Below are 18,806 nucleotides of genomic sequence, written 5' to 3'. Positions count from 1 at the left end.
GATCGCGAGCAGCTCAGCGGCGAGCCACGTAGACGGTGTTGGTGGCGTCGTGACCCTGCAGCGGGTTGGGAAACGTGACCACATGCGCGACCTGACTGTCGAACACCTCGGACAGAACATCGCCGAACGCCGCATCGGGCGGATCGTTCGACCACAACGCGAAGACGCCACCTGGATACAGGTGCGCGGCGAGACGACTGAGTACCTCTGGGGTGTAGAAGGCGGCGTGGCTGGGATGCAGGACGTGGCGCGGTGAGTGGTCGATGTCGAGCAGTACAGCGTGGAAGCGGCGGCCCGGTTGGCCACCATCGAACCCAGCATCACCGCCCGCCAGAGCGAAGAAGTCACCTTGCACCAGCCGGCTGCGGGGATCCCCGGTGAGGTCATCGGCCAACGGAAGCAATGCCCGCCGATGCCAGCCGATGACCGCATCGAGGGCCTCCACCACCATCAGCGAGCCAACGCGCGCGTCCTGCAGGACCGCCCGGGCCGTGTACCCCAGCCCGAGGCCACCCACGACGACATCGAGCCCGGCACCCGGCGCGACACCGCGTACAGCGGCGAGTCCCAGCCGCGCCAACTCCACCTCGGCAACGGTGAAGAAGCTCGACATCAAGAACTCGTCGCCGAGCTTGACCTCGTACACCTCCGCCTCCAGAACCGGATCATGACGCCGGCGCAGACTGATCTCACCCATCGGCGTCCGCTGCCAGTCGAGTTCCTCGAACAACGCGTTCACAGCCGGAGCCGTCCGGCCGGCGTCATCAGTTCATTCACGAGCCACACTCTCCCCCGAGCCGTCTTGAAGCACCAATCGGCGCCCCGTTGCCCGCTCCTCGATCAGCCGGACGAACTGTCGCGGGTCCGGGACGGCGCACTGTGGATTGTTGCTCATGGCAAGCTTATTGGAAATTTCTGACGCCGCGTCTTTACAGCGTTGTAAGGAACCTGTATATCGTTGTAAACCCAGCTGTGCAGACGATCTGGGCGCAGGGTTCCGACGTGACCGAGGAGGCGTGGCGTGAGCGGTCGAGCGGGTACACGAATTGTCGTGGTGCTGGCTTCGTGCGCGGCTTCGTTGCTGTTGATCATGGGGTCCGCTGCGCAGGCGGCTCGGCCGCCCGTGCCCGCGCCGGTGTACGGGCCGAGCGCGGCCGACCCGGGTCTGTTGCGGGTAGGCAGCGACTACTACGCCTTCATGACCGGTGGTCCCCTGGGCGAGGTCGCGCGGTCCAACACACCTGGCGGACCGTGGAGGGCCGAGCCGAATGCGCTCAGCCGTTGGGGCGCGTGGGCGGCCGGCACCGGCGCGGTCTGGGCGCCGGATGTGTGGCACACCTCGGTGGGCTGGGTGCTGTACTACGCGGCGCAGGCGAAGGACTTCTCCGGACAGCGATGCATCGGCACTGCTGTAGCCGACAGTCCGGGCGGTCCCTACACGCCGGCGGACACCCCGCTGATCTGCCCGAAGCTCGGCGGCGACGATCCGGCGGCGGACCGGCCCGATCCGACAGCAGGGGTGATCGATCCGAATCCGTTCCAGGACTCCGACGGCCGCCGCTACCTGCTGTACAAGACGCAAAAGACGCCGGGCACAATCCGGATGTTCCCGCTCTCGGCGGACGGCCTGCACGGCCGGGGAGAGCCTAGCCACGAACTCGTGCGGCACGCGGACAGCATCGAGAATCCGGTGATGGTCAAGCGCGGCGAGCAGTACGTCCTGATGGCATCTGCGAACTGGTACGACCAGTGTCGCTACTCGACCGTATGGCGGCGATCGACCGACCTGTGGTCGTTCGCCGACAAGGAAGAACATGTGCTGCTGGATCAGGCCAACACCGGATTGTGCGGTCCCGGCGGGGCCGATGTGGTGACCGGCGGCCACGGCCCGGACCTGATCTACCTGCACGCCTGGGTGTGCACGACCGATGACCAGCCATGCCAGTACGACGGCGTGGTGACCGACCCGAACAAGAGGCGCGTCATGTACGCCGCCAAGCTCGTCTGGGGTCACGACGGCGCCACACCTACCGTCCCAGCGTTCCTCCCACCAGTGCCGTAAGCATCGGCAGATCGAGCACCTGCTTACCGATGGCGTGCCTTCTACTGGCCGGACTGGATGAACTTCTTGATGCGAGGTAGTTGACCGGGGTCGATCGTGTGGCCGCCGGAGAATGGCAACAGCTCGACCTCGGCGTCTCGTCGGCGGAGTTGCTCGGTCAGTCTGCTCGTCTGCGTGGGCGTGGCCATCGGATCGCTGTCGCCGTTGACGATCAGCACCCGTTTGCCGGCCAGACCATGGTCCCGAGGCTCGTCCTCCGCGAAGGGCACCATCGCGGCCAGCAACACCGCGCCGGCGAGCGACTCAGGGTGGCGTAGCAGCAGAGCAGACGCCATGTTCGCCCCGTTGGAGAAGCCGACCGCCATCCAGGAACCAGCGGGTACGTCGTACTTCGCCTCCGCAGCGGTGAGGAAGGCGGCCAACTCGTCGGCTCGGAGTCGGATGTCGTCCTCGTCGAACACACCCTCCCGCAGCCGGCGGAAGAACCGGGCCATCCCCTGCTCCGACACCGTCCCGCGCGGCGACAGGACGGGTGCGTCGGGCGCCAGATGCTGACGCAGTACCAGGAGATCGCGCTCGTCGCCGCCGGTGCCGTGCAGCAACAGGAGCGGCGGCGTGGACGAGCCCGGCTGCCAGATGTGCGGCCGCCGGAGGTCCTCGCTCATCAGTCGTCTTCGCCGGGCTTCGGAGCCGGTGGAACGCGCAGCGACGGCAATGTGTTCTCGATCTGCTCGCGGTTCGGTTCGAGCCAGGGCGGAAGCTTCAGGTGCTGGCCGAGCTCGAGCAACGGTTCGTCCACGGCGAAGCCCGGTTGGTCGGTCGCGATCTCCAGGAGGACCCCGCCCGGTTCACGGAAGTAGATGGAGGTGAAGTACTGCCGGTCGAGGATCTCGGTGACCTGTACTCCGGCCTCGATCAGCTCGAGACGCCACTTCGCCTGGGTGTCCCCGTCAGGCGCCCGGAACGCGATGTGGTGGACCGTGCCGGCCGCCTGTACTCCGCGATTCTCGTTGCTGGGTCGGACGTCCACCGCCGTACCCTCGACCCCGCCGGACATCACGAAGCGTGTCCCATCCTTGGTGTCCTGGCCGTGCTGCATCCCCAGTAGGCCGTCGAGCATCTCTGCCGTCGGGTCGAGCAACTGCTCCGTCATGGTCACCGAGAAGAGGCCGCGGATCGCGTTGTCGAACGGTATGGCCGCGACGCCGTCCCATCCGGACCGGGTGTCACCGTCGGAGGCGACCAACTCGATCACCAACCCGTCAGGATCGCGCAGTCTCAGTACCTCCTCGTCAGCGCCCGCGACCGGAGCGTCCGCGTCGACGCCGAGGGTCTGCAGCCGTTCCTGCCACCAGCCGAGGGACTCAGGCGGAACGCTGAAGGCGGTGGCTGTGGTGAGACCGGTGCCCTGCTTGCCGTTCGGAGCTCCGGGCCAAGGGAAGAACGTCAACAGCGTCGACGGCCGGCCAGAGGCATCGCCGTAGTACAGGTGATAGGTGTCCGGGGCATCGAAGTTGACTGTCCGTTTCACCAGACGCAGCCCAAGCACAGTCGTGTAGAAGTCGACGTTGCGCTGCGGATCCTCCGCTATCGCAGTCACGTGATGCAGTCCGTGCGGGGCAACCGAATCAGCCATTACACGAGCTCCCGCAACCGCTCCTTGGCACCCCGCTCGACGAACAACGGCACAAAGTCGCGGATCGGTACATCCGCGAACTCAGGGCGAGTGTCACTCACCACCTGAGCCACTTTGTCCACTCCGACGCTCGGAAACGCCTTGGCGAGCCGATCGACCACCTCACCGATCGCACGGTCCTCATCCGCAGTGTTCATCTCCCCACCATGACCGCCGGCCATCCCGCACACAACCCTGCTTTCCGCCCCCGCGGTGGTGGAAAGCATTAATCACTCGCCATGGATGAGGTGGGCGCTGTCGAACTGTCCAAGACTGAGCCGGCCAGGGTAGCCCGTCCTCGTCACGGACCTGCCGTCGTGGTCGACTGCGCCATGTCGTGGGTTGCCGGCGTGAGAGATCCGTTCCCATCAGGAGGATGATCGCCGATGACAGCCGAAGCCCCGTCCCACCCGGGCATTCAGGTCGGCCCGACGAGTGAGTTCAGTCTGTTCTTCCATGTGAAGCCCGGACACGGCGAAGCGCTGAGGGAGAGCCTGCGGGCGTTGCAGGAGTCCCCCGGCTACCGGCCAGGCGACTACGACCTGCCGATCGGGACCATCCACGAGGCGCGTTTCGTACCGTTCGACAACGACACCCGGCTCCTGTTCGCCACCAGCTTCGACGGTCCCTGGGACGCCTACATGCTGGACTTCGCGTCCAAGCCGCTGAAGCTGTTCGACGCCATCTTCCAGCACGTCGAGGGCTACGAGGGTCTGCCCGACCTGGAGGCGGTCAAGAACTTCATCCTGTCGGCGCAACTCACCGCCGGCGGCTACTCGCGCAACTACGGCGGAACGGTCAAGGAGATCCGCAAGGCCGAGCGCGTCAACAAGGCGTTCCAGCAGGTCCTGGACGACCCGGAGGCCGGCGAGCTGCTCCAGGCACCTGCCTTCGCGCCGTTGCTCGCCGAGGCGGCTGACTGAGCGTGGACCGTCGAGGAGACTTGCATGTCTGATCACATCTCGGGCCCGCGGGCGCTGGCCGAGCCCATCGCCGATATCACCGACCTCTTCGCGTTTCCGAGCCCGGAGACGCCGGGAGCCCTGGTCCTGGTCGTCAACACCCTCCCGTTCGCACCGCCGGACGGCCGCTTGTCGGACGGGCTGATCTACCGGTTCCGGCTCCGGCGGCTCACCCGGTCGGACGGACCGCCCGGATCGGCGCCGTTCGACGTGGACACCGAGGAGCTGGTCTTCGACTGCGTCTTCTCCGACCAGGAACCCGAGGCCGGCCCACAGTCCGGCTTCTGCCGCACACCGGCCGGCGACGAGGTCACCTTCGGAGTCGGTGACCCCGAGGGGGGCAAAGGCGCGGGAATACGGGTGTTCGCCGGCCCCCGCTGGGACCCGTTCATCCTCGACGCCCCGGCGGCGCTGAAGACGGTCGCCACCGGCAAGCTCGCGTTCACCGATCCGTCGGCGATCTTCCTCGACGGCAAGAACGTGCTGAGTATCGTCGTTGAACTCGACTGCGCGCAGTTCCTCGGCCGGCAGGACGGCTTGGTCGGTGTGGTCGCGGAGACGCTGACCCGCGGCCGGCTCAACGTCCGTATCGAGCGGACCGGCCGGCCCGAGATCAAGAACCTGGTGCTGGGGCCGAAGCAGTTCGACCCGGTCAACCGGGACCTGGAGATCCGCGACATCTACAACATGGAAGACGGGTTTCACCTGGCCGGCGGCTATCTCGGTGCCTACCGGGCGCGGCTGAACGCCAACCTGGCCTTCTGGGACGGCTTGGACGGCACCGTCGACTGGCCCGTCAACGACGACGGTGACCATCCACTGACCGCGCTGGTGCTCGCTGACCATCTGGCCGTCGACATCGGCAAGCCCTATCAGGAGCACGGATCGTTCCTGGAGATCGAGCGGGCCGCGCTGGCCGGCCAGCAGCACACGACCTGTGGCGGGCGAGCGCTCAACGACGACGCGATGGACACCTTCTTCACCTTGCTGGTCAACGCCGGCACCGGGCCGGTGATTCGAGACGGTGTCGACCACTGCTCGCGACCGGCGTCACGCGTGTTCCCGTATCTCTCCCCCGCGAATCCCTCGCCGCCTCAGCCACCCGAACACGTGTAGTCGGCCATGACTGACGCACTCGAGCTCGACGACATCCAGGCCGGTGCCCTGCAGGCGCGACCGTCGCCGTACGTCGGCACGTACGTCCTGCTGCGGGTGAACGACGGACAGGACGGCCGTGACCTGATCCGCCGGCTGATCCCGCTGCTGTCGCCGGCCCGGGCCGTCGTTGACCGCACACCGTCCGCATGGATGACGATCGCCTTCACCTACCAAGGGCTGAAGGCGCTCGGCGTGCCGCAGGACTCGCTCGACAGCTTCATCCCCGAGTTCCGGGAGGGCATGGCGGCCCGCGCGGGCGTGCTCGGCGACGTCGGTGCGAGCGGCCCCGACCACTGGGAGGAGCCGCTCGGCAGCCCGGACGTGCACATCGCGCTCGCCACGCTCGCTCCGGACCAGACGAGTCTCGACCAGCTGGTGGAGCAGGCACGTCGCGCCGAACACGAGTTCCCCGGGGTGGAAGTGATCTGGCGGCAGGACTGCTACCAACTGGCTACCGGCCGCACCTCCTTCGGGTTCAAGGACGGGATCGGACAGCCGGCCGTCGAGGGGCTCGCGCCACCACCGGCGAACCCGGACGAGCCACCGATCAAGGCGGGCGAGTTCGTCCTCGGCTACCCCGACGAGACCGGTGGCCTGCCGCCGATGCCCACGCCGGACGTCCTCGGCCGCAACGGCACGTACGTCGTGTTCCGCAAGCTGCACACCCGGGTCGCCGCCTACCGCCGTTACCTGCGCGAACACGCAGCGGACCGGAGGGAGGAGAGGCTGCTCGGGGCGAAGATGGTCGGCCGCTGGCAGTCCGGAGCGCCACTGGCTCTTGCCCCGGACCAGGACGACCCGGAACTTGGTGCGGACCCCAAGCGCAACAACGACTTCCTGTACCGCGACGACCCGCGTGGGCTCAAGTGCCCGGCCGGGGCCCATGCCCGGCGTGCCAATCCCCGCGACTCCCTCGACCACGACTCCGTCGACGTACGGCTGCATCACATGATCCGCCGCGGCACCAGCTACGGCCCGGTTCTGCCCGACGACGTACTCGACGACGACGGGGTGGACCGGGGCATCATCTTCGTCTTCGCCGGTTCGCATCCGGGGCGGCAGTTCGAGTTCGTCAAGACGCAGTGGCTCAACGACGGCATCTTCATCGGCGCCCCGCAGGAGAGCGACCCGCTGGTGGGCCCCCAGGACGGAGCCGGAACCTTCACCGTTCCCCGGCGCCCGATCCGCCGCCGCCTGCAGGACGTGCCGCCGTTCGTGGTCACCCGCGGCGGCGAGTACTGCTTCGCCCCCGGCCTCCGCGGGCTGCGCTGGCTGGCCGATCTGACTGAGGAGAGCCGATGAGCCAAACCACCGCAACCGATCGCTGGAAGGCCCTGGACTTCGGTCCGCCCGCACCCGACGACGCCGACCCGGCCGAGTCGGTACTGCTCGACTACCAGTCCGCGGGCACCATCGCGGTCATCACTCTGAACCGGCCACAGGCCGACAACGCGATCACCACCGAGATGGGCGCCCGGCTCACCGAGGTACTGGAAACCATCGCGGTGGAGCCGGCCGTCCGCGTCGCCATCGTCACCGGCGCCGGTACCCGAGCCTTCTCGGTCGGCAGCGACCTGCGCCAGCGCAAGAGCATGACCAAGCAGCAGTGGTTGCGCCAGCGGCAGGACTTCGACCGTACGCTCTACACCCTGCGCCAGCTGCGCAAGCCGATCTTCGCCGCGGTCAACGGGATCGCCTACGGCGGCGGTTCCGAGATCGCGCAGAGCACAGACTTCATCCTCGCCTCCGACAACGCCGTCTTCGGCCAGCCCGAGGCGATGATCGGGCTCGCGGCCGGCGGCGGTTCGCCGGTCCTGCTGCCCCGGGTCCTGCCACCCGGCAAAGCCCTGCAGATGCTGATGACCGGTGACCCGATCACCGCCCAGGAGGCGTACCGGCTGGGCATGGTCAACGAGCTCCATCCCACCGGCGAGCTGATGCCGGCGGCCCGCCGCCTCGCCGCGAAGATCGCCAGTAATTCGCCGACAGCCGTGCAGGCCGTCAAGCGGGCGGTCCAGCTCGGCGCCGGCCAGCCTCTCGAGCAGGCGATCTCGATCATGATGGAGGCCCACTGGCGCTCCGCGGTGCACCCGGACCGGGTCGAGGGAATCGCCGCCTTCAACGAAGACCGCGATCCGCATTTCCACGACCCCGACTACTGATCCAGGTCCCAGTACGCCACACCGAGGAGCGCTTGCCATGTCCGTCACCATCTCCGATGCCATCGCCGCGAACCGGGCCGCTCTGGCCATGATCAAGGAGGAGCCGTTCAATGCCGAGGCGCCGCACGCGGCCCTCCGCGATCACATCACCTCGACCGATGAGCATTACGTACGCAGCAACTTCGCACTGCCGGACCACGACGGAACCCTGCACGTGGGCGGCGCGGTGGCTAGTCCCCTCTCGCTCACGCTCGACGAGCTGCGGGCGTTACCGGCGGTGGAACACGCCGTCACGCTGGAGTGCGCCGGCAACGGCCGCCTCGACACGAAGCCGTTGCCGACCGGCGAACCGTGGGGCGGCTACGCGGTGTCGACGGCGCACTGGAAAGGCGCGCGCCTCACCGACGTCCTGGCACAGGCACGGCCCGGGGCGGACGGCGTCGAACTCCGCTGCGAAGGCGCCGACCACGGCAAGTACCACCTCAGCTCGGTGCTCGAGGACGTCGACGACCTGACCTTCGTACGCTCGCTACCGCTGGCGTTCGCGGCCGATCCGGCCTCCGAGATCCTGATCGCCTACGAGATGAACGGCGAGCCCTTGCGGCCCGACCACGGCGCGCCGTTCCGCCTGCTGGTGCCGCACTGGTACGCGGTCGCGTCGGTGAAGTGGCTGGCCCGGCTCGACGTACTCACTGAGCCGTTCCAGGGCGAGTTCCAGACCGGCCATTACATCTACCAGTGGGCCGACCGTCCGTTCGAACCCGTCACCCACATGCGGGTGCGGGCGCGGATCACTGATCCGGCGCCGGCAACCACCATCCCTGCCGGCACGTACACGATCCGCGGCAAGGCCTGGTCCGGTGACGGTGCGATCACCGACGTCGGGCTGAGCTTCATCGGTGAGAGCGAATGGAGTCCCGCGGTGGTCGAGCCGCCCCGAACGCCCTACGAGTGGCAGGACTGGAGCTACACGTGGGAGGCCACGCGCGGCCGGCACAGCCTGCGGGCGCGCGCGACAGACGCGGCCGGCAACGTCCAGCCCGACGTGCCGCCGTGGAACCGGATCGGCTACGGCAACAACGCCGTCGAGATCTCGTACGTCGACGTGCGCTGACCGCCGCGCCATGCCCCGCACTCAGGCGGGTGCGGGGTTGGCGGGCGCGGCGGGCCAGCGGTGTTCACGGCGGTGCAGGAAACCGGCGACGACGAAGACCACGCCCCAGCACAACGCGATCAGGCCGAGCCAGACCGCGATGCCGACCGCACCGCGTCCTGGGTTCGCGACGAAGAACACGCCCAGGAGGATCGACAGCGCGGCACCCACGAGGAGTAGCCAGCGGGGTGAGAGCCGGTAGCTGCTGAACGCCGTGAAGGCCTCGAACACCCCACGGATGATGAGCCAGATGCCGAAGATCCAGGTCAGCGTCTGCGCCGTCACTCCCGGACTGAAGATCGCGAAGAACGCCACGATCACCGCGAGCAAGCCCAGTAGCGCACGCCCGAGCCGGCTGCCCTGCCCACCGGATCGAACCGCCTGCACCAGCAGGCTGATGCCTTCCAGCAACGCCCAGAATCCCCACAGCACCATCAGTGCGAGCCCGGTCTCGATCGGCCAGGCGATCGCCACGATCCCGAACACGATGCCGACCGCTCCGCGGACCACCATCATCTTCCAGCTCGACGTGAACAGCTCCCGATCCATGTCCAGACCTCCCCGGCCGGCGCACACGACAGGTTGTGCGATCACGCTCATCATGGTCCGGATCGAGGCCCGGAAGATCATCCCCGAGAGGTGAGGACGCCCCGGACGGGAGACGCGAGGGTTTGATCACGCGCGTTTCGCGTACCGGAGAAAGGACGCTGCAATGAGTTTCTGGGACATTGTGTGGTTCATCATCATCAGCTTCGCGTTCGTCGCCTACCTGATGATGCTGTTCTCGATCATCACGGACCTGTTCCGTGACAGCGAGACCTCAGGATGGGTCAAAGCCATCTGGCTTGTCGCCCTGTTCATCTTCCCGTTCCTCACCGCGGTTGTCTATGTCATCGCCCGCGGCAGAGGTATGGCAGAGCGGACGGCCACCGGCCGCGCCGCCGCCCAGCGCCAGCAGGAGGACTACATCAAGCAGGTCGCGGGCTCGACCAGTCCGACCGACCAGATCGCCCAGGCCAGTTCGCTGCTCGACAAGGGCAAGATCTCGCAGGCCGAGTTCGACGCCCTGAAGGCGAAGGCGCTGGCGGCCTGATCGGTCGCCGACAGCCGACCTGCCTGCTCGTGCCCTTGCCGGCGACGGCCGCCTGGGCGGAGCAGGCAGGTCTCGTACTACAGCCCGCTCTCGGCGTCCAGGCGGCCGCACTTGACGGCGTCCATGAACACCCGGTAGTCGGACTCGTTCTGGTCGGCGTACGCCTCGGCGTACTCGGCCATCGCCTCGGGGAAGGCGTCATCGCTGTTGAGGTACGTCGCCAGCGCGATCCGGTCACCGGATCGGGCATGGGCCCTGGCCAGCGTCCAGGTGCACAGCTGGCCGTACATGGTCATGCTGCGCGGGTCCATCTTCTCCACGGCGGCCGAAACCTTCATGTCCCGCAGTTGGCGGACGTAGAAGTCGCGGGTCCGTCCGTCGATGCCCGCGACCCGCTGCCAGCCGAGGAAGATGTCACCGGCGGCCTCCATGAGACGTTGCCCCACCACCACGCGCTCCCCCTCGTTGCGGGGAGCGGACCGTTGCCTGAGCACGGTGGGCACCATCCTCTTGAGTACCGAGGGCTCGGCCTCCTTGACCTGGAGGAGAAGTGGATCACCGTCGTCCCTACCGCGCAGCAGCACGATCCAGCACCGCGTGCCGACACTGCTCACCCCGACCACCTTGCGGGCCATGTCGACGAACTCGAACTGGTCGAACAGGTCCCGTCGCTCGGGCGGCAACGACCGGCGGTAGAGCGTCAGCAGCTCCTTGATCCCGGACTCGAGCTCTTCCCGGTCGACGTCGGGCAGGAACTCGGCGATCGGAACCATCAACGGCGGGTACGCCTTGAGCCGGACGCCCTCGTCGGTCATCTCGGTGAGCTTCGCGGAGGGCTTGAGGTGCCCGCTGCCGCGTGCCTTGAGCAAGGTCTCGTCGACATTGATGCGCCGGCTCGAGGACATCTTGCTGCGCAGCGCTGCCTCTACCTCATCGATGTCGGCACGCGCGTACCAGACGTCCAGGGCTCGCATGGTTCCGAACTCGGCACTGGCGTCGCGATAGCGCCGGATGCTCTCCAGGACGCACTTGCGGCGCTCCTTCCGCGAGAACCCGTTACCCCGGCCGGCGATCGACAGGCTGGCGGCGAGGCGTTTGACGTCCCACTCCCACGGCCCGGCGATGGTCTCGTCGAAGTCGTTGATGTCGAAGAGCAGCCGGCGTTCGGGAGACCCGGAGACTCCGAAGTTCGCCAGGTGGGCGTCACCGCACAGCTGCGCGCCGAGACCCGATACCGGTGCCGCGCCGAGGTCGGTGGCCATGCCGAGGGCGTTGCCCTGGAAGAAGGCGAGGGGCGACACCATCATCCTGCCGTGCCGCACCGGCACGAGGTCGGCGAGGCGGGACCGAGCCTGTTGCTCGAGCAGCGTGACCGGATCCGGACGGTTCGAGGGCAGGACCAGCACCGCCTGCTCGCGCGGCGGCAGCGCCGCCCGCGCTGCGAGGCCCAGGCGAGCCCGGTCGGCAGGAGCGAGCCGGCGGGAGGCGTACGCCGGTCGAGCGTCGGCGCGAGCCGAGCGCGGTGTGGGTGAGGCCTTCTCTGCCTCCACCATCGTGATCCGTGCACTCATGCTGCTCTTCCCCTCCGGACATGGTCACGCCAGGTCAGCAGACTCTGATCCCCACGGGGCCCAGCCAACACCAGGGGTCACTTGGCGAGCATCACCCCCGCCGGATGAACCGGCCGAGGCGGGTTCGGGGCTTCACTGACGTTGTGAGAGACAGCGACGCCGGCTACGCCCAGCTCCCTCCGCGGTCCCGCCGCCGCGTCGCCGCCGCGTCGCTGCTGCGTTCGCTGCTGGTGTCGGTGGTCATCGGCGCCGGCTACTTCCTCCTGCCCCTGCGCCTGGACGGCTCCGTGGCCGTGGTAACCCTGGTCGGCGGGCTCGTCTTCGTAGCGATCCTGCTGGCATGGCAGATCCGCGAGATCGCCCGGTCGCCCTATCCCCGGCTCAGGGCGGTCGGGGCGCTGGCGACGTCCGTGCCGCTGTTCCTCGCGGTCTTCGCCACGACCTACTTCCTGATGGGACGCGCTCAGCCCGCGAACTTCTCCGAGCCGTTGAGCCGGCTCGATGCGGCGTACTTCACCGTGACCGTCTTCGCGACGGTCGGCTTCGGCGACATCGTGGCTGTGTCAGAATCCGCCCGCGCGGTTGCCACCGTGCAGATGATCGGTGATCTCATCATCGTCGGCCTTGTTGCTCGCACACTCTTCGGCGCCGTCCAGCACAGTCTCCGTCATCGGGAGTGAGTCGCGTCCTTCCGGCGCACCATGCGGAAGGAGTTCACCAACCCGGCAAGACCGGCGAGAATCGGAATCCCCAGCGCCACCTGAAGGGCGATCGGCCGCGCGTCGGTGTTGATGCGGATGATCTCGTCCCGAATCGTCTGCGGTTGCTTGGCGAGCACCTTCTCGAGCTCGGTGTTGCTCATCACCTCCGCATCGCTCTCCAGCGCCTGGGCGACCTGCTCCTGCTGCGCCGGCGGCAGGACTGTGCTCGAGTCGGCCAGGTTCGTGAAGGTGAACGACAGCGCGGCCAGCATGATGGCGCCGGCGAATGCCAGCCCGAACGACAGTCCGAACGATCCCGCCGCCGAGTTGACGCCGGCCGCCTCGCTGACCCGTTCCTCCGAGATCGGTCCCAGCGTGTAGTTGTTCAGCTGCGACACCAGCAGCCCCAGCCCCAAGCCGGCAATGATCAGAGGCCCGATCAGGGTCCAGCCGGAGTCCGCCCGGGGCACGATCGGGATCAGCAGCAGCAGGCCTACGGTCAACGACGTGAAGCCCCACCTGATGATGCTGCTCGGGCGTCGCCCGCCGGCCTTCTTCTCGGCCAGGATCGCCGTCCCGAACATGCTGAGCGAGAGCGGTGCCAGCGACAGGCCCGCCTGCATCGCGTTGTACTCGAGGACCATCTGCAGATAGATCGGCAGCACGATCATCGTGCCGCCCAGAGCGATCTGCTGAAGCATCTGCCCGGAGATACCGAGTCGGTAGACAGCGGAACTGAACAGGCCGGGGTCGAGCAGCGTCGGCTTGCCCTGCCGCTTGCGCCGCACCAGCCAGTAGATGAACCCCGTGAGAGCGATCGCGCCCGTGGCCATGATCAGACCGACGAACTCCCCGCCTTCCTGCCACACCAGGACGCTCAGCACGATGCCGCCCATGCCCAGCACCGACAGGATGGCACCGACCACGTCGACTCGCCGGGATCCGGTGTACGGCACGTCGTGGACCAGATGCTGGCCGGAGACCACGATCGCGATCACCACAACCTCGAGCAAGAACGCTATCCGCCACGACAGGTAGGTGGTGATGAAGCCTCCGAGCAGCGGTCCGACCGCGGCAGCCAGCGCAGCGGCGGCTCCGACCATGGCATAGGCCTTCACCTGAGCCGCGCCTTCGAAGTTGCCGTGGATCAGCGACTGCATGGCGGGCAGCAGGAGTGATGCCCCGAGGCCACCCACCAGGGCCCAGAACACGATGATCGCGGTCAGGCTCTGAGCCAGTGCCATCGCCAGCGCGCCGACCGCGTAGCCGAGCAGGCCCAGCAGGTAGGCGCGCTTGCGCCCGATCAGGTCACCGACCTTGCTCCCGATCAGGATGAACGCCGCGGACACGAGCGCCTCGAGCGCGATCGCGGACTGGACGCCGCTCACCGTCGTGTCGAGGTCCTTCACCACCGAGGAGATGGACACGTTCATCAGCGAGGTGTCCACGACGAGCACGAACATCGCCATCGCCAAGAGGACGGCGAGCCTTGGGTTGGCCGCCGTCCCCGCCGGAACGCTCCGCGTCTCCTCGGTCATGGCAACGCCTCAGCCCGCGAGGATCTTGGCCTTCTGTGCCTGGAACTCCGCCTCGGTGAGAACACCCGCCTGCTTCAGTTCGCCCAGCGACTTGAGCTGCTCCAAGCGGTCGGCGGTGTTGTCCGGCGCCGCAGCCGGAGCTGGAGCCGGGGCCGCGTAGACGGGCGCGGGTGCGGGTGCCGGCGCGGCGTAGGTGGGTGCAGGTGCGGCGGGTGCCGGCGCTGGCGCCGCCGCCGCGTCCTGCCTGGCGAACTTGGCGTCCTGCCGCCGCCGCACCCGGCCCGCGACAGCCGACGCGGTGCCCGCGACGGCCGCGGTCTTGGCTAGTCCTCGCAACAGTGGCATGTCAGGCTCCTCGACTCGTCGATTCCATGTTTTCCAGAGCGTCGAGCACGTCCATCACGTCCTGGGCCGGAATACGCCCGCCCGCGATCATCTGGCCGCCGGACTCCAGGGCCGCCGCGACGAACGGGATCGCCCAGGTGTTCTCGTAGACGATCAGCGCCGCCAGGGTTCCGGGCTGCATCGCGCCGGCCACCTCGCGGAGGTCGTCCTCGGCCAGGATTCCCGACCGTGCACCGTTGAGGTCGGCGAAGCCGCCGGCCTGACCAGATGACTCGGCCAGGTCAACCATGTACATGGAGTCGTTGATGTCCTTGCCGACCACCATCACGTCGTAGACGTGGACGATGCCGCGCTCGACGAGGTTCACCAGTTCCTCGGCCGCTCGACCGGTCAACTTGTTGCCCGTGAACTCGAGAAGTAAATAGTCGATCGGTCCATGAACCTCTGCGTCTGGCATGACTGTCCATCCCTCCACACGGATCTTGGGCGACTCTGCGTCCTGTTCATCGCCACACTGCCGCGCGCTGCCGGCGGCGTCATCCCCCGCGCGGGATGAGCTCAGGAGGTCAGGCCGGCAGCGGCCGTAACGTCCGGCCGCGTGACCTGCCGGATACTCAGGATCATCATGCCCGCGGTCTGGAGCATCGCGACCAGGTCGGCGATTCCCTGCTCGTCGTGGACCTGCAACCGAAAGACCCCGGACGTCCTGTGATGGGCCAGCGGCCCCGCACAGAAGACGAGAACGGGAGGCCTCAGCTCTCCCTGAACGGCAACCTGGTACGACACTCCACGGCACTCATGCGCTGCCATCGTCTCCCCCATCCGGATCGATCTCGATCAACTCTGCCGATGGCGAAGGAGCGCCCAGGATCCGGTGAACCTCGACGACCTCGATGCCCAGGGCACGAAGTCTGGCCAGCAGACCGTAGAGTGCCGACTCGTCCGGGATGCTGTAGATGACGGTACTCATCTGGTCGACCGCCACCGTCACGGCTTCCATGTCTCGAAGGTCTTCTTCGGGTACGGCGCCCGCCACGCGGATCTCGTACGTCGCGTCGACCATCGAACCCACACTCCGTTCCCAACGTGTGCGTTCGACGCTCGCAAAGGTCGAGTGCCACGGCTTCATCCCTGTGGGGTGAACTGCCGTGCGGGCCCGAGGACAGGTTCCACGCATTCTCAACACGAGACAGCCGAGTCTCAGAATGTCCGGCAACCGGACGAGAAACGCTGGTTTTACAGGGGATTCCGTGATTTCGTCGGGGAGTGCGATTCACTCGCGCACCGCCTCCCCAGCGTTCCGTGATGTCGCACGTCGCTAGGAGGGGACATGCCGAGCGATCAACACGCAGGGGCGGAAGACCGGCGCAGTACGTCGCCGGATGCACCGATGTACGGTCGCTTGAGATCCGCATCCAGGACCTCGGCGTCGCCACCGGGGATGGTGCCGCGTCCGCGGCTTGTCGACCGTGTGAGCCTGGGGGTTCAGCGGCCGCTCACGCTGGTCATCGCGCCGGCAGGCTTCGGTAAGACGATGCTGCTGAAGGCGTGGGCAGCGCAGTACCAAGGGCCGGCCGTCGTCCGGCGAATCGCCTTGGACGCGACCAGCGACGATCCCCCGGCCTTGTTGGAGGCCGTGCGCGCTGCTCTGTCCCGCCGCGATCACAACGTGCTGGTGCTCGTGGTGGACTGCGGCGACCTGACGGTGACGCCCAAGTTCGGGCGAAGCCTCCAACGCCTCATCCACGGCAGCGCCGGACGCGTCCGGGTAGTGCTGGTGACCCGGTCCGACCCGCCTCTCCCCTTGCACCTGTACCGGCTGGCAGGCACGATCGCCGAGATCCGGGCCGCCGACCTGGCCTTCACGACCGACGAGACCACGGCGCTGATGCGCGGGCACAAGCTCGAGCTGACTACCTCGGAAGTCGCCGAGCTCCAGGCCCGGACCGACGGCTGGCCGGCCGCCCTGATGTTCGCGGCCATGAACCTGACCGGGAAGGCCGACCCGGAACGGGTCATCCGCGAGTTCCGCGGCGACTCCGGAAACGTGGCGGCGTACCTGATGACCGAGGTACTCGATGCCCAGCCGCCCGAGCTGCGTGAGTTCCTGCTCCGGACCTGCATCGTCGACGAGGTCCGGCCGGCCCTGGCCGCGACGCTGACCGGCCAGGCTTCTGCCGGTCGATCGTTACAGTTCCTGTCCCACGGCAACTCGTTCATCCAGCCTGTTCCGGGGACGGCGGACAGCTACAGCTATCAGGCCCTGTTCCGCGAGTTCCTGCGCGCGCAACTGTTGTTCGAGCTGCCTGACCTCGCCCCCGTACTCCACCGCGAGGCCGCTGCCTGGTTCGCCCAGAACGGTCAGCCGCTGCAGGCGATCCACCATGCCGTCACGGCCGGTGAGTGGGAGCACGCAGCCCGGTACCTCGTGGAGGATTACCAGGTCGCCTGTCTCCTCGTCGGCCGCCGGCGAGAGCAGCTGACAGCCATGTTCGCCGCCTTTCCCGACGATCTGCACGGTGCCGAGGCCGCGATCATCAGCGCCGCCCGCGCGCTGGCGGAGTTCGATGTCGACCGCTGCGGGTCGCAACTCGACAGGGCCACCGTCCTGCTGGACCATCAGGCATCCGCTCGACGGCAGCCGGCCGAGTCTGCCATCAGGGTGCTGCAGGCGGTGTGCGCAAGCCTCAGCGAGAGTCCCGAGAGCGGGCTGGTCCCGGTCTTGATAGCGGAGGCCGACCTGAGATCGGCTTCGCCGGAGTCAGCCGTCGCGCATCCAGAGCCGAGGCTGCTGGTGGCCGGCAGCAAGGGCCGCGTGCTGCTCCAACGCGGAGACTTCCCGGCAGCTCTGGCAGCCTTCACCGAAGGGATCGCGCTCGCGGAGGTGAACGGTGCCCAGGAGGCGCTGGTCGACTTCCTCGGCATGGCCGCGCTGGTGGAAGCCGCTTGGGGACATCTGCGGCGAGCCGGAGAGGTCGTCGCGCAGGCAGCTTCGGTGGCCGAGCCAGGGGCGGAACTGCCGCAGTCCGCGATCGTGGCCGGTGCCTGGGTGCACACCGACCGGGGCGATCTGCCGAGCGCCGAAGAGATGGTGCAGCGTGCCGCGGAAACCGCTCCCACCCACGACGCGCGAGTTCTCGCCGGCGCCCTCGCCCTGGTCAGGGCCAGGCTGCTGCGGGCGAGCGGCAACATCGATCGGGCCGCCGCGGAACTCCGGGCGGCGCGCGACAGCTACGGCGCGCAGGGTGGCTGGCTCGGCCAGGCCCTGACCATCGACGAGGCGAAGATGCTCGTGGCACAACACCGGCCACAAGAGGCCATCACGGCGATCGAACAGTCCGGGGGTTGTGATGAGGCGGGATCGCGTCTGGTGCTGCAGAGAGCAGCTGCCGAGGCCGGCGAGCCCTCGCCCGCTCAGCCACTCCCGGCCACGGATCGCGTCGTCGCACTCGAGACCCAGGTGGACGGCTGGCTCGTCCAAGCCGCGGAATCGATCAGGACCGGAGACACGGGTCGTAGCGGGCTCTGCCTGGAGCGGGCCCTCAGACTGGCTGCACCCGAGCAGTTCCGCCGACCGTTCACGGAGGCTCCGCCGGCGCTGGGAAAGCTGCTGGAGCCCACCGGTGATCTGATGACGCATCACCCGTGGCTGCGCGCGCCGGGTCTGCGCGGTCGCGACCGGACCGCCGATCGCTGGGCAGTGTCACGACCCGAGTTGGTCGTCACCACGGCGTTGACCAGCAAGGAGCACGAGGTGCTCGAGTACCTCGCCGAGCTGCTGACCACCGAGGAGATCGCCGGCACCATGTACGTCTCCGTCAACACGGTTCGGAGCCATGTCCGGAGCATTCTGCGCAAGCTGAGCGCATCACGCCGGAACGAGGCCGTACGGCGGGCGTGGGAGTTGGGACTGCTGCCCTCGCGCCCCGAGGCCTTCAGTCCACTGGCCACGGACCCGGTCAGGCCCCGTGCTTGGGCCGGACGTCGCGACCGTGGAAGGTGAGCGCCCAGATCACCAGGACGTCCAGAGCGATCATGATCGTGGTCCAGCCCGGAGACGCGGCGAGGAACGCCGTGTTCATCAGAATGCTCGCGACGGCGAGGATCACCCCGACGGCCCGCGCCCAGACCTGACCGAGCAGGACACAGAATCCTGCCACCAGGACGGCGGTGCCGACGATCAGATGTGTCCAGCCCCAGGCGGTGTAGTCGACGTGGATGGCGAGACCGCTCTTCGGCACCGCGTAGTAGTCGTCGTTCAGCAAAGCGACGATCCCCTCGAAGCCGTGCATGGTGCCGATCACGATCATCACCACGGCGGCGAAGACGATCGGGCCCACCCAGCCCCCTCGCGGCGCCGCGACGCGCCTGTCAATGTCCGACATG

21 protein-coding genes are annotated in these 18,806 nt (G+C 67.9%); 9 read left to right on the top strand and 12 right to left on the bottom strand.

The features are described from left to right. Positions 1-13: 13 nt before the first annotated feature. Positions 14-739, bottom strand: coding sequence for a spermidine synthase (locus ACIA58_RS23205; RefSeq protein WP_396405837.1), 726 nt, complete (start codon positions 737-739; stop codon positions 14-16). 282 nt (positions 740-1,021) lie between these two features. Here ACIA58_RS23205 and ACIA58_RS23200 point away from each other — a divergent pair, with 282 nt between their 5' ends. After that, a complete protein-coding gene (locus ACIA58_RS23200; protein WP_396405836.1) occupies positions 1,022-2,062 on the top strand; it encodes a glycoside hydrolase family 43 protein in 1,041 nt (346 codons plus the stop codon). Positions 2,063-2,103: 41 nt separating this feature from the next. Here ACIA58_RS23200 and ACIA58_RS23195 read toward each other — a convergent pair whose 3' ends face one another. From ACIA58_RS23195 to ACIA58_RS23185, 3 genes are read right to left on the bottom strand one after another with little or no spacing between them, the layout of a single operon-like run. Beyond that, positions 2,104-2,727 (bottom strand): alpha/beta hydrolase, encoded by a 624-nt coding sequence (locus ACIA58_RS23195; RefSeq protein ID WP_396405835.1) that lies wholly within the window; start codon positions 2,725-2,727, stop codon positions 2,104-2,106. Continuing rightward, positions 2,727-3,698 carry a ring-cleaving dioxygenase gene (locus ACIA58_RS23190; RefSeq protein WP_396405834.1) on the bottom strand — a complete coding sequence of 324 codons (972 nt, stop codon included), beginning with the start codon at positions 3,696-3,698 and terminating at the stop codon, positions 2,727-2,729. The genes ACIA58_RS23195 and ACIA58_RS23190 overlap by 1 nt, the downstream gene beginning before the upstream one ends. Continuing rightward, positions 3,698-3,895: a three-helix bundle dimerization domain-containing protein gene (locus tag ACIA58_RS23185; protein WP_396405833.1), complete on the bottom strand. Its 198-nt coding sequence runs from the start codon at positions 3,893-3,895 to the stop codon at positions 3,698-3,700. Before ACIA58_RS23185 ends, ACIA58_RS23190 begins: the two co-directional genes overlap by 1 nt. 228 nt (positions 3,896-4,123) lie before the next feature. On the opposite strand from ACIA58_RS23185, the gene ACIA58_RS23180 reads away from it, so the two are divergent. Genes ACIA58_RS23180 through ACIA58_RS23160 form a run of 5 tightly spaced genes read left to right on the top strand, consistent with a single transcriptional unit; the run spans position 4,124 to position 9,133 of the window. Next, positions 4,124-4,660, top strand: a complete 537-nt coding sequence (locus tag ACIA58_RS23180) for a hypothetical protein (RefSeq protein ID WP_396405832.1) — start codon at positions 4,124-4,126, stop codon at positions 4,658-4,660. Positions 4,661-4,684: 24 nt separating this feature from the next. Next, entirely contained in the window at positions 4,685-5,815 is a 1,131-nt protein-coding gene (locus ACIA58_RS23175) for a DUF4331 family protein (protein WP_396405831.1), read from the top strand. Between the two features lie 6 nt (positions 5,816-5,821). Beyond that, positions 5,822-7,159 carry a Dyp-type peroxidase gene (locus tag ACIA58_RS23170; RefSeq protein ID WP_396405830.1) on the top strand — a complete coding sequence of 446 codons (1,338 nt, stop codon included), beginning with the start codon at positions 5,822-5,824 and terminating at the stop codon, positions 7,157-7,159. Beyond that, the gene (locus ACIA58_RS23165) at positions 7,156-8,019 is read left to right on the top strand and encodes an enoyl-CoA hydratase/isomerase family protein (protein WP_396405829.1); all 864 of its coding nucleotides are present in this window, start codon (positions 7,156-7,158) and stop codon (positions 8,017-8,019) included. Before ACIA58_RS23170 ends, ACIA58_RS23165 begins: the two co-directional genes overlap by 4 nt. 37 nt (positions 8,020-8,056) lie before the next feature. Then, positions 8,057-9,133, top strand: coding sequence for a sulfite oxidase (locus tag ACIA58_RS23160; protein ID WP_396405828.1), 1,077 nt, complete (start codon positions 8,057-8,059; stop codon positions 9,131-9,133). 21 nt (positions 9,134-9,154) lie between these two features. Here the strand turns inward: ACIA58_RS23160 and ACIA58_RS23155 are convergent, their stop codons facing one another. Next, a complete protein-coding gene (locus ACIA58_RS23155; protein ID WP_396405827.1) occupies positions 9,155-9,721 on the bottom strand; it encodes an HdeD family acid-resistance protein in 567 nt (188 codons plus the stop codon). A gap of 163 nt (positions 9,722-9,884) precedes the next feature. Here ACIA58_RS23155 and ACIA58_RS23150 point away from each other — a divergent pair, with 163 nt between their 5' ends. Next, a complete protein-coding gene (locus tag ACIA58_RS23150) occupies positions 9,885-10,265 on the top strand; it encodes a PLDc N-terminal domain-containing protein (protein WP_396405826.1) in 381 nt (126 codons plus the stop codon). Positions 10,266-10,342: 77 nt separating this feature from the next. Here ACIA58_RS23150 and ACIA58_RS23145 read toward each other — a convergent pair whose 3' ends face one another. Next, a complete protein-coding gene (locus tag ACIA58_RS23145; RefSeq protein WP_396405825.1) occupies positions 10,343-11,836 on the bottom strand; it encodes a DUF2252 domain-containing protein in 1,494 nt (497 codons plus the stop codon). A 143-nt stretch (positions 11,837-11,979) separates the two neighbouring features. Here ACIA58_RS23145 and ACIA58_RS23140 point away from each other — a divergent pair, with 143 nt between their 5' ends. Continuing rightward, complete coding sequence (locus ACIA58_RS23140; protein ID WP_396405824.1) at positions 11,980-12,516, top strand: potassium channel family protein; 537 nt, start codon at positions 11,980-11,982, stop codon at positions 12,514-12,516. On the opposite strand, the gene ACIA58_RS23135 is transcribed toward ACIA58_RS23140, so the two are convergent. The 5 genes from ACIA58_RS23135 to ACIA58_RS23115 form a co-directional block, all read right to left on the bottom strand. Beyond that, positions 12,504-14,075 (bottom strand): MFS transporter, encoded by a 1,572-nt coding sequence (locus tag ACIA58_RS23135; protein ID WP_396405823.1) that lies wholly within the window; start codon positions 14,073-14,075, stop codon positions 12,504-12,506. The two genes, ACIA58_RS23140 and ACIA58_RS23135, sit on opposite strands and share 13 nt — an antisense overlap. Before the next feature lie 9 nt (positions 14,076-14,084). Then, positions 14,085-14,420: an SHOCT domain-containing protein gene (locus ACIA58_RS23130; RefSeq protein ID WP_396405822.1), complete on the bottom strand. Its 336-nt coding sequence runs from the start codon at positions 14,418-14,420 to the stop codon at positions 14,085-14,087. Between the two features lies 1 nt (position 14,421). Further along, on the bottom strand, positions 14,422-14,877 hold the full coding sequence (locus tag ACIA58_RS23125) for a DUF6325 family protein (RefSeq protein ID WP_396405821.1): 456 nt from the start codon (positions 14,875-14,877) through the stop codon (positions 14,422-14,424). A gap of 101 nt (positions 14,878-14,978) precedes the next feature. Continuing rightward, positions 14,979-15,230: a hypothetical protein gene (locus ACIA58_RS23120; protein ID WP_396405820.1), complete on the bottom strand. Its 252-nt coding sequence runs from the start codon at positions 15,228-15,230 to the stop codon at positions 14,979-14,981. Next, positions 15,217-15,483 carry a hypothetical protein gene (locus ACIA58_RS23115; protein ID WP_396405819.1) on the bottom strand — a complete coding sequence of 89 codons (267 nt, stop codon included), beginning with the start codon at positions 15,481-15,483 and terminating at the stop codon, positions 15,217-15,219. Before ACIA58_RS23115 ends, ACIA58_RS23120 begins: the two co-directional genes overlap by 14 nt. 408 nt (positions 15,484-15,891) lie before the next feature. Between ACIA58_RS23115 and ACIA58_RS23110 the strand changes: the two genes are divergently transcribed. Further along, positions 15,892-18,423, top strand: a complete 2,532-nt coding sequence (locus tag ACIA58_RS23110) for a LuxR C-terminal-related transcriptional regulator (RefSeq protein WP_396405818.1) — start codon at positions 15,892-15,894, stop codon at positions 18,421-18,423. Here the strand turns inward: ACIA58_RS23110 and ACIA58_RS23105 are convergent. Next, positions 18,380-18,805 (bottom strand): hypothetical protein, encoded by a 426-nt coding sequence (locus ACIA58_RS23105; protein WP_396405817.1) that lies wholly within the window; start codon positions 18,803-18,805, stop codon positions 18,380-18,382. The genes ACIA58_RS23110 and ACIA58_RS23105 overlap by 44 nt on opposite strands. Position 18,806 lies beyond the last annotated feature (1 nt).

The sequence above is a fragment of the Kribbella sp. NPDC051586 genome (genome assembly GCF_044453965.1).
Lineage (GTDB): Bacteria > Actinomycetota > Actinomycetes > Propionibacteriales > Kribbellaceae > Kribbella.
The sequence above is the reverse complement of the archived record's forward strand: the minus strand, read 5'-3'. Positions and strand labels throughout refer to the sequence as shown.

What these genes read in the sequence shown, in the direction of transcription:
- ACIA58_RS23195 (WP_396405835.1), bottom strand. Translation starts at nt 2,727, where the DNA reads ATGAGCGAGGACCTCCGGCGGCCGCACATCTGGCAGCCGGGCTCGTCC.
- ACIA58_RS23190 (WP_396405834.1), bottom strand. Translation starts at nt 3,698, where the DNA reads ATGGCTGATTCGGTTGCCCCGCACGGACTGCATCACGTGACTGCGATA.
- ACIA58_RS23185 (WP_396405833.1), bottom strand. Translation starts at nt 3,895, where the DNA reads ATGAACACTGCGGATGAGGACCGTGCGATCGGTGAGGTGGTCGATCGG.
- ACIA58_RS23180 (WP_396405832.1), top strand. Translation starts at nt 4,124, where the DNA reads ATGACAGCCGAAGCCCCGTCCCACCCGGGCATTCAGGTCGGCCCGACG.
- ACIA58_RS23175 (WP_396405831.1), top strand. Translation starts at nt 4,685, where the DNA reads ATGTCTGATCACATCTCGGGCCCGCGGGCGCTGGCCGAGCCCATCGCC.
- ACIA58_RS23170 (WP_396405830.1), top strand. Translation starts at nt 5,822, where the DNA reads ATGACTGACGCACTCGAGCTCGACGACATCCAGGCCGGTGCCCTGCAG.
- ACIA58_RS23165 (WP_396405829.1), top strand. Translation starts at nt 7,156, where the DNA reads ATGAGCCAAACCACCGCAACCGATCGCTGGAAGGCCCTGGACTTCGGT.
- ACIA58_RS23160 (WP_396405828.1), top strand. Translation starts at nt 8,057, where the DNA reads ATGTCCGTCACCATCTCCGATGCCATCGCCGCGAACCGGGCCGCTCTG.
- ACIA58_RS23155 (WP_396405827.1), bottom strand. Translation starts at nt 9,721, where the DNA reads ATGGATCGGGAGCTGTTCACGTCGAGCTGGAAGATGATGGTGGTCCGC.
- ACIA58_RS23150 (WP_396405826.1), top strand. Translation starts at nt 9,885, where the DNA reads ATGAGTTTCTGGGACATTGTGTGGTTCATCATCATCAGCTTCGCGTTC.
- ACIA58_RS23145 (WP_396405825.1), bottom strand. Translation starts at nt 11,836, where the DNA reads ATGAGTGCACGGATCACGATGGTGGAGGCAGAGAAGGCCTCACCCACA.
- ACIA58_RS23135 (WP_396405823.1), bottom strand. Translation starts at nt 14,075, where the DNA reads ATGACCGAGGAGACGCGGAGCGTTCCGGCGGGGACGGCGGCCAACCCA.
- ACIA58_RS23130 (WP_396405822.1), bottom strand. Translation starts at nt 14,420, where the DNA reads ATGCCACTGTTGCGAGGACTAGCCAAGACCGCGGCCGTCGCGGGCACC.
- ACIA58_RS23125 (WP_396405821.1), bottom strand. Translation starts at nt 14,877, where the DNA reads ATGCCAGACGCAGAGGTTCATGGACCGATCGACTATTTACTTCTCGAG.
- ACIA58_RS23120 (WP_396405820.1), bottom strand. Translation starts at nt 15,230, where the DNA reads ATGGCAGCGCATGAGTGCCGTGGAGTGTCGTACCAGGTTGCCGTTCAG.
- ACIA58_RS23115 (WP_396405819.1), bottom strand. Translation starts at nt 15,483, where the DNA reads ATGGTCGACGCGACGTACGAGATCCGCGTGGCGGGCGCCGTACCCGAA.
- ACIA58_RS23105 (WP_396405817.1), bottom strand. Translation starts at nt 18,805, where the DNA reads ATGTCGGACATTGACAGGCGCGTCGCGGCGCCGCGAGGGGGCTGGGTG.